10 protein-coding genes and 2 pseudogenes are annotated in these 12,670 nt (G+C 59.4%); 9 read left to right on the plus strand and 3 right to left on the minus strand.

What is annotated here, in order from left to right; translation table 11 throughout:
- Positions 1 to 32 precede the first annotated feature (32 nt).
- The 7 genes and pseudogenes from NVV72_02440 to NVV72_02470 all read left to right on the plus strand — a co-directional run bounded on the left by NVV72_02440 (position 33) and on the right by NVV72_02470 (position 6,391).
- The gene (locus NVV72_02440) at positions 33 to 1,772 is read left to right on the plus strand and encodes a hypothetical protein (protein MCR6658241.1); all 1,740 of its coding nucleotides are present in this window, start codon (positions 33 to 35) and stop codon (positions 1,770 to 1,772) included.
- Between the two features lie 61 nt (positions 1,773 to 1,833).
- Complete coding sequence (locus tag NVV72_02445) at positions 1,834 to 2,184, plus strand: DMT family protein (protein MCR6658242.1); 351 nt, start codon at positions 1,834 to 1,836, stop codon at positions 2,182 to 2,184.
- Positions 2,185 to 2,295: 111 nt separating this feature from the next.
- Complete coding sequence (locus tag NVV72_02450; GenBank protein MCR6658243.1) at positions 2,296 to 4,020, plus strand: glycoside hydrolase family 44 protein; 1,725 nt, start codon at positions 2,296 to 2,298, stop codon at positions 4,018 to 4,020.
- A 191-nt stretch (positions 4,021 to 4,211) separates the two neighbouring features.
- Positions 4,212 to 4,565 (plus strand): PadR family transcriptional regulator, encoded by a 354-nt coding sequence (locus NVV72_02455; protein ID MCR6658244.1) that lies wholly within the window; start codon positions 4,212 to 4,214, stop codon positions 4,563 to 4,565.
- A gap of 4 nt (positions 4,566 to 4,569) precedes the next feature.
- Positions 4,570 to 5,129: pseudogene (locus tag NVV72_02460) on the plus strand (DUF1700 domain-containing protein).
- Positions 5,130 to 5,141: 12 nt separating this feature from the next.
- Positions 5,142 to 5,939 (plus strand): DUF2807 domain-containing protein, encoded by a 798-nt coding sequence (locus tag NVV72_02465; GenBank protein ID MCR6658245.1) that lies wholly within the window; start codon positions 5,142 to 5,144, stop codon positions 5,937 to 5,939.
- 233 nt (positions 5,940 to 6,172) lie between these two features.
- Entirely contained in the window at positions 6,173 to 6,391 is a 219-nt protein-coding gene (locus NVV72_02470) for a hypothetical protein (protein MCR6658246.1), read from the plus strand.
- A 156-nt stretch (positions 6,392 to 6,547) separates the two neighbouring features.
- Here NVV72_02470 and ettA read toward each other — a convergent pair.
- A pseudogene (gene ettA / locus NVV72_02475) lies at positions 6,548 to 8,216 on the minus strand (energy-dependent translational throttle protein EttA).
- Positions 8,217 to 8,326: 110 nt separating this feature from the next.
- On the opposite strand from ettA, the gene NVV72_02480 reads away from it, so the two are divergent.
- Positions 8,327 to 8,626 carry a YciI family protein gene (locus tag NVV72_02480; GenBank protein MCR6658247.1) on the plus strand — a complete coding sequence of 100 codons (300 nt, stop codon included), beginning with the start codon at positions 8,327 to 8,329 and terminating at the stop codon, positions 8,624 to 8,626.
- On the opposite strand, the gene NVV72_02485 is transcribed toward NVV72_02480, so the two are convergent.
- Together NVV72_02485 and NVV72_02490 are read right to left on the minus strand one after the other, a co-directional pair.
- The gene (locus NVV72_02485; protein MCR6658248.1) at positions 8,623 to 9,855 is read right to left on the minus strand and encodes a reverse transcriptase/maturase family protein; all 1,233 of its coding nucleotides are present in this window, start codon (positions 9,853 to 9,855) and stop codon (positions 8,623 to 8,625) included. The two genes, NVV72_02480 and NVV72_02485, sit on opposite strands and share 4 nt — an antisense overlap.
- Positions 9,856 to 10,299: 444 nt before the next feature.
- Positions 10,300 to 10,800: a GAF domain-containing protein gene (locus NVV72_02490; protein MCR6658249.1), complete on the minus strand. Its 501-nt coding sequence runs from the start codon at positions 10,798 to 10,800 to the stop codon at positions 10,300 to 10,302.
- Positions 10,801 to 11,252: 452 nt separating this feature from the next.
- Here NVV72_02490 and NVV72_02495 point away from each other — a divergent pair, with 452 nt between their 5' ends.
- On the plus strand, positions 11,253 to 12,617 hold the full coding sequence (locus NVV72_02495) for a sel1 repeat family protein (protein MCR6658250.1): 1,365 nt from the start codon (positions 11,253 to 11,255) through the stop codon (positions 12,615 to 12,617).
- The last annotated feature ends 53 nt before the right edge of the window (positions 12,618 to 12,670 follow it).

Here is a 12,670-nt window from a genome sequence, read left to right on the forward strand (position 1 = left end):
TGTTTTATGAAGATAAGCGTTGCGGGGGCCGTATGAGCAGTTCGAATCCGACAATGGGTGCCGTAAGCGGGACGCGCCGGAGCAGTCCGGCGGGTTTTTTCGTGCTGATCGCCCTGGCTGTCGCCCTGGCGGCTTTCGCGCTTTACAAGGGCCAGGCGCCTGTGCGCACCCCCTTTCCGGAAGACTGGATCATCTGGGCCCGCGGCACCGCCACCTGGGCCGGGGCCCTGGCCGTCGGTGTGGTCGTGCTGCTGATCGGCGTCATCGGCCTGGTCGTCAACCTTTTCAGTGCGGCCCGTCCGGCGCGCAAGACGCACCCTAAGGCCATGCCGGCCGAAATCGAACTGGCCGCCGCACCCGCCGTCGATCTCCAGACTGCCACGCGTGCCAGTGAGAGCCGGAATAGTGAAAGCCGGGGCAATCTGCGCTTCAATGCACAGAATGTCGCCGCCCTCGGCCTGTCCGGCGATCATCTGGAAACCGTTGCCGCTCCCTCCCTGGAGGTCCAGTCGCTCGAACCGGCCATTTTCAGCGATCACGGCGCCTTTTCCGATAACGCCTCCGACAGCTTCATGACGCGGATGCCGGAAGCACCAGTCGAAGCTGCCATCGAAGCCCCTACCCAGGCCCCACTCCAGGCCCCCGGCGAAGTCCCCGCCTTTGATGCCACCGCTGCCCTTTCCGAGACGCACGGCCTGCACATCCACACGCCGACGGCCGAAATAGTGCCGATTCGCCCGGATATTGTCCTGCCGGCGGAAGCCGAACATGATCCACTGGCCGCTGCCCTGCTGGCCGAAACGCCGGATGTCGTTACCCATGCCCCGCAAGGCGATATCAACGCCGTGATCAGCTCGGCCATGCGGTTCGCGCCGCAAAGCGAGCCGCAGCCGGAAGCGATAGTTCATCCCGTTGAGGCCGTCGCCGAAACCATTGCCGCGCCCGCTGCCGAAATCATCCCCGATGTCGTGCCGGCGCCCATGCCCGAACCACTTGATGACGAAGCCGAAATCCGCCAAGCGGCTCGTACCGCATTGTCTGTCTGGCCGGATTCGACCCGCGCCATCGCCGCCGATGAACTGAGCGTGCGGATATCGCATCTATATTATGACAAGTCCCCGGCCAGCCAGAAAGCCTTCCAGCTCATCGCCTCCGGTGACCTGTCCGCCGCCGCCGCCGCCCTCGCCGCCCAGGCGGACGCCCTGGCCGAGGCCGGCAATCATGCCGCCGCCGCCGAATTGTGGCGCGTCTCCGGTGCCCTGCATATGGGCCGTGACGACAGCAAGGCCATGGCCGCATACGAGCATGTCTCGGAACTAGATCCGAACGACGCCAATATTCATCTCTATCTGGCGCGCCGCTACCAGATGGCCGGCGATACCGCCCGCCAGCCCGCCGTCATCGCCCGTGCGCTTGGCGTGATCAGCGATCCGGCCATCCGCGCCGAACTGCTGGCGCCCTATGCCGATCTCAAGCTGAAAGCCGGCGATGCCGGGGCCGCCGGCGATGCCTTCGAGGAACTGAGCCGTTTGCACGAAACCGAAGCCTATCTGCGGCCGGATGATGTCGGCGTCCGCTCCACCCTGGCCATTACCGTGGCCCGCCTGGCACAGGCGCGCGAAATGCAGGGCGCCTTTGAAGAAGCCGGCCCGCTGTATCGCAAGGCCCACAAGGTTTTTGCTGATCTTTCGGCTCTGAAGCCAGAGCATCCCGGCCTGCGCGCCATGGCGGATAATGCCCTGCGCGACGCCCAGCGCTTCAATATTGCCTGATCCCTATTGACACTTTGCACGGCAGCCCGGAAGCAGGACGCTCCATCTTCCGGAGTTTGTCGTGCTCAAAATCTCCCCTGCCTTCGCCACCATTGGCCTGCTGATCTGTTCCAACCTGTTCATGACCCTGGCGTGGTATGGCCACCTCAAGTTCAAGATGGAAAAGCTGTGGGTGGTCATTCTGGTAAGCTGGGGCATCGCCTTCTTCGAATACTGCTTCCAGGTGCCGGCAAACCGCATCGGCTATGGCACCTTTTCCGCGGCACAGCTCAAGACGATCCAGGAAGTCATCACCCTGACGGTCTTCGTCATCTTCTCGGCGGTCTATCTCGGCGAACCCCTGAAATGGCAGACTGCGGTCGGCTTCACCCTGATCGCCTGCGGCGCCGGCTTCGTCTTCTACAAGCCGTGAATTCACCTCACGCCTGAATTGTGTGACAATCTGAAAGCTTCATGATAACGCTGTCATCAATACAGCCGCACAAACAACTCGCGGCCAGAAAAGACAACGGGAAGAACCATCATGAAGCCGATATATTCCGCGCTCACGGCGCTCGGACTGACCATGCTCATTACCGCCTGCGGTGGCGGGGGCTCGGGAGGGAGTTCCGGCGGTGGCGGAGGTGGCTCATCCAGTTCGTCTTCAAGCAGTTCATCCTCATCCAGCAGTTCGTCCTCGTCCGGCGCGCTTATCGAGCCCTCAATCCCGGCAGCCGCTGCGGTCAGCTTCGAAATTCACAGCGACCAGGACCGCAAGGCTATTTCGCCCCTGATTTACGGCACCAATTCCGGCGACTTCACCAATGCCCGCCTGCGCCACATGACCTTCAACCGCGCCGGCGGCAACCGCATTACCGCCTATAACTGGGAGACCAACGCCTCCAACGCCGGCAATGACTATTTCAACCAGAATGACGACTTCCTGAGCGCCAGCAATACGCCCGGCGCTGCCTTCACCAGCCAGATCCAGGACACGCTGAATGCCGGTGGCGATTACGTCATGAGCCTGCCGATGATCGGCTATGTGGCGGCCGACAAGAACGGCGGCGGCGATGTCAACCAGACAACCGATTTCATCCATACGCGCTTCAACGTCTCGCTGCCGGCCAAGGGCGCAGCCTTCACCACCACGCCTGACCTGACGGACGGCAAGGTCTATCAGGATGAGTTCGTTTCCTTCCTGAAAACCAAGTTTCCGACCGCCTTCAGCGGTACGACGGCGCGCACCAGCTTCATGCTCGACAATGAGCCCGACCTGTGGGCCTCGACCCACCGCCGCCTGCGCGGCTCCAGCACCTCGGCGGAAGGCACCAAGGCGACCTATGCCGAGATATTTCAACTGACCAAGGACTATGCCAAGGCGATCAAGGCGGTGGCGCCGAACGCGCTGGTCTATGGTCCAGCCAGCTATGGCTGGGGCGGCTATGTCGATTTCCAGGGCGCGCCGGACGCCGCCAGCCGTGATTTCATCAATACCTATCTCGATGAAATGAAGAGCTATGAGACAGCCAACGGTCAGCGCATCCTAGATGTGCTGGACCTGCACTGGTATCCCGAAGCCCAGTCGAGCACCGGCGTGCGCATTACCGATAATGACAATTCTGCAGCCGTGGTGACCGCGCGCCTCCAGGCGCCCCGCTCGCTTTACGATACCGCCTATGTCGAGAATAGCTGGATCAGCCAGTATTCGGCGGCGGGCGGCGTCATCCGGCTGATCCCGCTCATGAAGGACAAGATCGCCGCTCACTATCCCAATACGAAGCTGTCCTTCAGCGAGTATAATTACGGCGGCGGCAATCATATTTCCGGCGGCGTGGCCGAGGCCGACGTACTCGGCATATTCGGTCGTGAAGGGGTGTATTCCGCCAATATGTGGCCTCTGCTGAGCGATAATTCATTCATCTTCGGCGGCTTTGACATGTATCGCAATTTCGATGGCGCAGGGGCCGCCTTCGGCGATACCTCGATCAAGGCCACCACCACGGATGGCGCCAATACGGCCATCTATGCCTCGATCGACGCCGCCCATCCCGAACGCACGGTCATCGTGCTGGTCAATCGTGGCGGCACGACCGTCACCACCAATGCCCGGCTGTGGCAGACCACGGCCTATGACACCGGCCATGTCTGGCGACTGGAAGGTACGACCTCGACACCGCAAGACAAGGGCACGGTCGTGGTGTCCGGCAACAGTTTCTCTATGAGCCTGCCGGCCTACAGCGTCACGACGATCGTTTTCGGATCGTAACCCCTATCGATTTCTTCACCTGATGGGGCGCTGGAGGCAACTCCGGCGCCTTTTTCCTTTAGAGGGTTGGGGTTGCCAACCTTACTACTATTTAATGATATATACCTTGCATCAACAGGTAGCTTGTCATATTCAATGATCAAGCCACCGCCTCCCCGGTTGCGACACCCAGCGCCTCAAAGGAAACAGAGATGCCTGAAACCATTGATATCCAACTGAAAAAAGGCGTGCTTGGCCTGTGCGTGCTGGCGGTGCTGGCGCGCAACGAAAGCTACGCCTATGAGATCGCCAGCCATCTCTCCGATGCCATCGGCATGAGCGAGGGCACGATCTACCCGCTGATGCGCCGGATGCAGACCGACGGCCTGGTCGCTACCTATATGGTGGAATCGCCCGCCGGCCCCTCGCGCAAATATTACAAGCTCACCGATGCCGGCCGCGCCGCGCTCGAAGCCCAGCGCGACGAATGGCGCGGCTTCGCCACCGCCGTCGATGCCCTGCTTGAGCCCCTCCCCGCTACGCCCGAATCTTTAGAAGAGGCCTGAGATCATGACCCGTATCGAATTTCTGGACCGGCTGTGCAAGGGCCTGAAGGGCCTGCCGCCTGCCACCCTCAAGGAAATCATGGCCGACTATGAGGCCCATTTCAAGGACGCTGCCGCCGAAGGCCGCGCCGAATCCGAAGTGGCTGAAGCCCTCGGTGACCCCGACCGCCTCGCCCGCGAACTGCGCGCCGAAGCCGGCGTCAAAAGCTGGGACGAGGCCAAGACGCCTTCCAACGCCAGCTCCGCCATAATCGGCATACTGGGCCTCGGCGCCATCGATATCCTGATCCTGCTGCCGCTGGCCGGCGGCGTGGTCGGCACCCTGATCGGCATCTTCGCCGCGGCCATCGGCGCCTTCATCGGCGGTGGCGTGCTGTTCGCCGCCGGCCCGTTCATGGGGTTGCCCGGCGGAATAGCGGCGGCGCTTATGGGCGGCTTCGGCGTCATGGCGCTGGCGGCCACCATCGGCGCCATCACCCGGCCCTGACCATCTGGCTGGTCAACGGCCTCGTCTGGTACGCCCGCCTGCACTACCGCGTGCTCAAACCCGCCCTCGAAGCCTAAGGAAACACCATCATGATCCGCAAACTGTTTCTCTTCTCCGGCGGCGCCTTCCTGGTGGCGCTGGTCTGCACGGCCGGGGCCGCCGCCCTGGTCTCCAACGAAGTCGGCACCAAGGGCTGGAATATCGGCCTGATCAAGGACGGCGACCATGTGCGCATTGGCCGGGGCGAGGCTGGCAAGCCGGAACCGAGCACCAGCAAGACCATCGCCTGGACCGGCGGCGACCTGCTGGCCGTCGATCTGCCCGCCGATGTTGTCTATACGCAGGGCCCGGCTGCTTCGGTCACCGTCACTGGCCCGCAGTCGCTCGTCAACCGCATCACGCTCGATAATGGCCGCTTGTCGATTGCCGATGGCCCGGAACACCGCGAAAGCATCAATTTCACCTGGGGCAAAGATGGCTTCGAGGCCCGCACCAGCCACCAGGGCGCGCGCATCACCGTCACCGCGCCGAACGTCAAGCGCTTCGAGATGACCGGCAGCGGCGATCTCGACCTGCGCGGCTATGACCAGCCGTCCATCGATATCAGTATCGCCGGCTCCGGCTCGGTCCATGCCGTGGGCCGCACCCAGGCCCTGAAACTGAACGTCTCCGGCAGCGGCAGCGCCGACCTGGCGGCCCTGGAAACGAAGGACGCCGATGTCAGCGTCAATGGCTCCGGCGACGCCACCATCCATGCCACCGGCCAGGCCAAGATCGATATTTCCGGCTCCGGCAATGTCGATCTGGCTACCAAGCCGGCCAAGATCGACACCACGATCTCAGGCTCCGGCACGGTGGATAATGGCGAGGATGCCAGCGACAATTAAGGGCTGACGTCAGCCTGCCCAAGGCGCCGGTTCGCATGAGCCGGCGCTTTTTTTGTCCGCATAGCCATATAAGAATACAATCGGCTTTTGCCCATGCTGAGACAGCGCAGAGTAATGTTCCCCAGTGACGTTATTCTTACCAGTTGGCCTGAAGCCTCCTACGGCGCTTTTGCACCCATGCCGTTATCTTTGCCCCTGTCATTCCCCGACACGCAGACGAAGAGAGTGCGAAAATGGTAACCATCAACAATTCCCAACCGCCGGCCCAGGTCAATAACAGCAGCAATGCCGGCCTGATCATTCTGGCCGTGGTGATCCTGGCCGCCGTGATCGGCGGCATCTGGTACTTCACAACCTATGGGCCGATCGAGATCCACCCACACCAATACGGTGGACCGGACCATCACCCGTATCGAAAAGGCCCCGGCCGCTGTTGGCAATGCGGTCGATAACGCCACCACCAACAACCCGGCCAACACGACCCCGCCGTCGAATGCCGAACCGGCCCCGGCTCAATAAGTCGAGTAGATCGATAAAGAAAAAGCGCCGCCGTTTTCCGCCGGCGCTTTTTCTTTGATTAACGGGTGCAGGGACCGTGTCCCTGCGTCTTAACGACTAAATTTCTGGAACTTGATCCGGTGCGGGATCAGGCTGTCTGTACCCAGGCGACGCTTCTTGTCTTCCTCGTACATTTCGAAATTGCCTTCGAACCACTCCACATGGCTGTCGCCCTCAAACGCGAGAATGTGCGTGGCCAGGCGATCGAGGAACCAGCGGTCGTGGGAAATAACCACGGCGCAGCCGGCGAATTCTTCCAGCGCCTCTTCGAGCGCCTGCAAGGTTTCGATATCCAGATCGTTGGTCGGTTCGTCGAGCAGGATGACATTGCCGCCGGCGGCCGGGGTCTTGGCCAGGTGGACGCGGTTGCGCTCACCGCCGGAGAGCAAGCCGACCTTCTTCTGCTGGTCGCCGCCCTTGAAGTTAAACCCGCCGACATAGGCGCGCGAATTGATTTCCTTCTTGCCGACCACCATGATGTCGGTGCCGCCGGAAATGGCCTGCCAGACGGTATGGTTCGGATCTAGGTCGTCGCGCGACTGATCGACATAGGCCAGCTTGACCGTTTCGCCGAGCTTGATCGTGCCGGCGTCGGGCTTTTCCTCGGCCGGTGATCAGCTTGAACAGGGTCGACTTGCCGGCGCCGTTCGGACCGATAATGCCGACGATGCCGTTGGGCGGCAGGCGGAAGGTCAGGTCCTTGAACAGAACCTTTTCGCCGAATTCCTTTTCCAGACCCGTGACTTCGAGCACGACATTGCCGAGGCGCGGGCCAGGCGGGATCTGGATGGTGGCAAAGCTTTGCGCCTGACGCGAATTTTCCTGTTCGCGCACCATGTCCTCATAAGCAGCCAGACGAGCCTTGGACTTGGCCTGGCGGGCCTTGGCGCCGGAACGCACCCATTCCAGTTCCTTGGTAAGGGCGCGCTGACGGGCTTCTGATTCCGACTGCTCCTGCACGACGCGCTTCTGCTTCTGCTCCAGCCAGCCGGAATAGTTGCCTTCATAGGGGACGCCCTTGCCGCGATCGAGTTCGAGGGTCCACTTGGTCACCTGGTCGAGGAAGTAACGATCGTGGGTGACGAGGATGACGCAGCCGGGGAAATTTTCCAAGTGGTGCTGGAGCCAGGCCACCGATTCCGCATCAAGGTGGTTGGTCGGTTCGTCGAGCAACAGCATGTCGGGCTTGCTAAGCAGCAGGCGGGCCAGGGCCACGCGGCGCTTTTCACCGCCGGAAAGCTTGGTCACGCCTGAATCGTTCGGCGGGCAGCGCAGGGCGTCCATGGCCATTTCGATGCGCGAGTCGATGTCCCACAGGTCGCCCGCGTCGATCTTTTCCTGCAGGGCGTTCATTTCTTCCATGAGCTCGTCGGAATATTCCTCGCCCATGAGTTCGGCCACCTTGTTGAAGCGGTCAAACGTCTTCTTCTCCTCGCACCAGTCGATGACGTTTTCCCAGACGGTCTTCGTCTCGTCGAGGTGTGGCTCCTGCTCCAGGTAGCCCATCTTGGTGCCTTCGGCGGCCTTGGCCTCACCGGAGAATTCCTTGTCGATGCCGGCCATGATCTTCAGCAGGGTGGACTTACCCGAGCCGTTGACGCCGACAACGCCGATCTTGGCGTCGGAATAGAAGGAGAGCCAGATGTTTTCGAAGACCTTTTTACCGCCGGGGTAATGCTTGGTCAGGCCCTGCATCTGGAAGATATATTGTTGCGCCATGGGGAGCTTGCGCCCTTCTCAAAAGAATGCGTTTTTAAGGATGCTGTCGTTTAGCGGCTTAGGCGCAAAAGCGCAATAATTAGATGCAGCACTGCTAAGGGGACGAGATAATGGCCGATTTCATATTTTTGATGCACGACACGCCGAACGAAACGCCTAACGAAGCGAACACCTGGCCTGCCTATCTTGACACCCTGGCACGCGGCGGCCATTTGCGCGGCGGCAGCGCTATCGGCAATGGCGCCGCCTTTCGCAAGGACGGCGCCGCCCCTTCGATTACCGCCCACCTGACGGGCTTTATCCGTATCGAGGCCGAAAGCCTTGCCGCCGCGCAAACCCTTTTGGCCGGCAATCCGGTTTACGAAGCCGGCGGAATCGTGGAAATCCGCGAACTGCCCAGGACGGACTAACTTCCCAAAGTTTGCTCAAAACGTCTTTCCAGTCGCTTTAACTGGGCGGTGATTTTTTCTCCATAACCAAAAGCCTTCGCGCTACGGCGCCCATAGGATGAGAAATTGCGAAATTGCAGCGGGGCGAATTTCCGACGCAATTTCTTTGTGTAGGGCTTCGCATCTTTGCCTTTTTTGCCTGCCGCCTTCGCGGCGGCTTTGGTTCGACGAATGGCGCGTTTCATCTTACGCCACTGGCGCGACAATGAGCCTGGCCGAATACCGGCACCGCCAGGATAGTAGGAAAACCCAAGATATTGCGCACTTTTGGTGCTACTAATGGTCGTCGCATCGAAGGCCGTACGTTCAGTTTTGTCCGTGCTGATTTCAAGCTTCTCGACCTTGATCAAATCAAGTATCTTCTTCTCCAATGCGTCGGCATCCTTAGCACGACATACAACTAAAATGTCGTCCGAATACCGACGATAAAGCGCTCCTAACAAAGCGCAGGCATCTCCCACACTCTTATCAAAGTCCATCATGTAAAGATTGGAAAAGACGGCACTGATCGGTGTGCCCTGCGGAATTCCCACATCGACTTTAGGGTTGGCGTGAAACTGGATGCCATGCTTCTTGAGCTCCGCCACCGTGCCAATCATTCTCGGTCCGTTTGGCTTTAAACGTTCCGTGAAAATTGGATGGGCTTTAAGTTCATCCGTTTTTACGTAATGAAACCGTGTCACCGTACGCAAGACTTGAAGCCAATCTTCCGGCAAGCTTCCCACATCTAGGATCCGTTTCAATCGGGCCTTTAGCAATCCATGATCAAGGTTGTCGAAAAATCCTGTTACATCAAATGCAAGAATGACGCAGGGCAAATGTTCACGCGCATAACTATAGACTTCAGCCGAGAAATCATAGTTCGAACGCCCCAAAGATCGATAGGCGATGACAGTATCCCCCAAGCCTTGGGCTTGATAATATGCATCTAGTCGGGCGTTTAGCTGATGAGTATAGTACGACAGAATGCACGCATCCCTGTGCGACGCATACATAATATCGCGCTTCTTAATCTCGGTTGTGCCTTTGAGCGGCTTATATCGCTTAGTTTCTTTAATATAGTGGATGAGTGGCGAAAAGGAATGTGCCTGAACGAAACTAGGCATTATAACATTCGATAAGAACTTGGCCGATACCGCGCGGTCAAAGTGCTTATAGCCTCTCGGCTTGTACCAGTCCGGTTCGCCCATGCGCCCCCCCCCAATTCGCAGAGTTCGGGGGGCTAGCACTGACCCTGTGCCCCACAACCATTCTGCAGAATGGCTGTGGACGCCCCCCGAACGCACGCCGCAATCCGCCGGTTATCGTTCGTGTGTCTCAACCCGAACGCATCTCCAACGCGGGTCTAAAAACGAGATGCGGTATAATAGTGTAACCGAGGAGGTCCGAGCTATGCTCTATGTCTCATATCATCTGGCCATAGTCCGAGTAACGTGTTGCGTTATTCGGGCCGAGGTCAAATTTCAACTTGACGCTCTCAACGATACAACCACATGGCCAATCCCATGAGGCTAAGAAGAAATAAGGCCATACAACACAACTTCAAGGGGTGAAAGTAAAGAAATAGCAAATTTTTTTGCAACTATTCTCCCGTGGCACACACTGCTAACTGATGGTGGATTGTTACTTTTCCCCTAACCCGCAAACACCGCCTTCATCAGCTTTTCCAGGTTTTCCGCGTCTTCGTCGTCATAGGTGCCGAAGCTTTCCGAGTCGGAATCGAACACCGCGATCAACTCGCCCGCCGCATCGAACACCGGCACCACGATCTCCGAATTGGAGCGCGAATCGCAGGCGATATGATCGGAGAAGGCATGGACATCCGGCACCACCTGGGTCTGGCCCGTGGCCGCGGCCGCGCCGCAGACCCCCCGCCCGAAGGCAATGCGCAGACACCCCAACGTGCCGTTATAGGGCCCCACCACCAGTTCATTAATTCCGGCGGATTTCTTAACCTTATCCACGACATAGAAGCCAGTCCAGAACCAGGAATCGAATGCCTGATCGAGCAGCGAAACCACGGTCGCCATGCGCGCCGTCACGTCGGGCTCGCCTTCGAGCACGGCCACCGCGTCCCTTATAACTTCTTGATATTTTTCGCCTTTGGACATCATTGCCAAAGCGTCGTTAACCATATAACTCAATATTGTCTCCTGATTTTTCCCCTCTCGCGGGCATTTCGGGACGGGGTTTGCGGGCTTGGGCGCGCAAAACGCGAAATCGGCGTCGGGTCGGGCTTATTAACACTTTTTTCTGGCCAAGGCACCGCTTTTGACGCATGATGACTATGCGCGCGTTCAGGCGTAAGTGGGGTATGGGTTATGAGGGGGTTCCGCGCATTTCCGGCGCGACAATCCGGCAACGCTCAACAAGATTAAGTCAGTCACTAGCTGCATTGGGGGGCCAAAGCTTGACACTCTTCGTAATCCTTACAAAAGATGTATTAACCATATTTATGCCGACGCTGTCGGAGCGATGACTGATGTCAGAATGTGATCAGGCGAGGTTAGCCAAAGCATCCCTGAAAAAGGATAGCGGCGGAATCTCCAGGGGCCGGAAGGTGTTTGTCCGCATAGGGGCAACGCTGATGGCGGGTCTGTGCGTCAGCATGTCCCTCTCCGGCTGCGACATGCGTGACTGGCGGTGGTTCAACCGCAAGGTAGGCATCGATGGCACCTATGCCTGCCCGCGTCCGCCCGATCCCTTCCAGACTCAAGGGTTCAACGGCCAGGAACGCGAAATCCGCTATTATCGCCACCTCGGCTTTGCCAATGATTTCTTCGCGCAGCTCGAACTGGCCAATCGCTATGCGGCCATAGATGCTTCCGACAAAAATCTCGAAGACCATATCGAATCGTCGGTCTGGCTGGTGATGGCCCTGGCCAACCAGCAGGGCTATGCCCCGGCCAGCCGCGCCATGGACCCGCGCGGCGGCGTCCTGGCCTCGCGTTACGACAAGTGCCGCGCCTTCGAGCGCGAGCGCGCCTACCGGATGCTCGATAACGAGCTGTCGATGATGGATTCGGGTGAGCGCGACAAGGTGCGCGACCGCGTCATCTATATCCAGGCATCATTAGGCGCCGACGGTTTCCGCACACTGGGCCGGCTGTATGACGATCAATACGGCCCGATGGGCGAACCGGCCGATAATCCGCAGGCTATCCGCGCCATGATGCGGGGCCGCAATTACGGCATGTCCAATGTCCGCACCCTGTTCGAGCGCTCGGATGTCGACGCCTATCTCTATAATTACAAAGCGTCGGAAACCGGCGATGTCGGGGCCTACGTCCTTTTGAAGGATTTCGAGAAATCGGCGCCAACCCGCGCGAAATATTCGTCCTTCGTCGAATCCAAGGCCCGCCGATGGGTGGCACCCTATGAGTTCTATCCGCCCGAAGCCCCGCAGGGCGGCGTGCCGCATTCGGATGAAAGCCGTCCGGATGACGCCGCATCCTATGCCCTGTCGCGCATGGAAGAACTGCCCTTTATCCATGTGGTCCGTGCGCTTGACTACCTGAACCTTCTCAATGTCGCCTGTTTCGAGCCGAAAGACGTGCCGAAGCAGACGATTGACGGCCTGCGGTCGATGATTGGCATGCCGGGCGGCGAGCGCCTGACCTATCTCGATCGTGTCCGCGCCATCCAGTTGGCGGCCGTGAACGGCGATTCCCGTTCGCAGCTCGTCCTGGCGGTCATGTATTCCGAAGGCGTCGGGGTTGAGGTTGATTATGCCCGCGCCTTCTACTGGTATCAGAAGGCCGAAAGCCAGGGGTCGCCCGAGGCCCGCTACGCCATGTCGACCTATTTCGACCTGGGCATGAAGGGCGTGGCCGATCAGAACAAGGCCGAGTCCGTCGTCATGCAGCTTGATGCGGCCCTGGCCGGCTTCAAGCCTTCGGCCGGCCGCCTGCAAGCCGTGCTGGCGCAAGTATCGCGTACGCCTGAAAATTAATACGGCGCGGCCCCTCGTTTACCGGGGCGGCGATTTAAGGAAAAACGAAGATG

The organism is Asticcacaulis sp., assembly GCA_024707255.1.
Lineage (GTDB): Bacteria > Pseudomonadota > Alphaproteobacteria > Caulobacterales > Caulobacteraceae > Asticcacaulis.

Excerpts from the sequence above, each read along its gene's own strand:
- NVV72_02470 (MCR6658246.1), top strand. The coding sequence starts at position 6,173 with ATGGTAACCATCAACAATTCCCAACCGCCGGCCCAGGTCAATAACAGC.
- NVV72_02485 (MCR6658248.1), bottom strand. The coding sequence starts at position 9,855 with ATGGGCGAACCGGACTGGTACAAGCCGAGAGGCTATAAGCACTTTGAC.
- NVV72_02440 (MCR6658241.1), top strand. The coding sequence starts at position 33 with ATGAGCAGTTCGAATCCGACAATGGGTGCCGTAAGCGGGACGCGCCGG.
- NVV72_02465 (MCR6658245.1), top strand. The coding sequence starts at position 5,142 with ATGATCCGCAAACTGTTTCTCTTCTCCGGCGGCGCCTTCCTGGTGGCG.
- NVV72_02450 (MCR6658243.1), top strand. The coding sequence starts at position 2,296 with ATGAAGCCGATATATTCCGCGCTCACGGCGCTCGGACTGACCATGCTC.
- NVV72_02490 (MCR6658249.1), bottom strand. The coding sequence starts at position 10,800 with ATGGTTAACGACGCTTTGGCAATGATGTCCAAAGGCGAAAAATATCAA.
- NVV72_02495 (MCR6658250.1), top strand. The coding sequence starts at position 11,253 with ATGGCGGGTCTGTGCGTCAGCATGTCCCTCTCCGGCTGCGACATGCGT.
- NVV72_02455 (MCR6658244.1), top strand. The coding sequence starts at position 4,212 with ATGCCTGAAACCATTGATATCCAACTGAAAAAAGGCGTGCTTGGCCTG.
- NVV72_02480 (MCR6658247.1), top strand. The coding sequence starts at position 8,327 with ATGGCCGATTTCATATTTTTGATGCACGACACGCCGAACGAAACGCCT.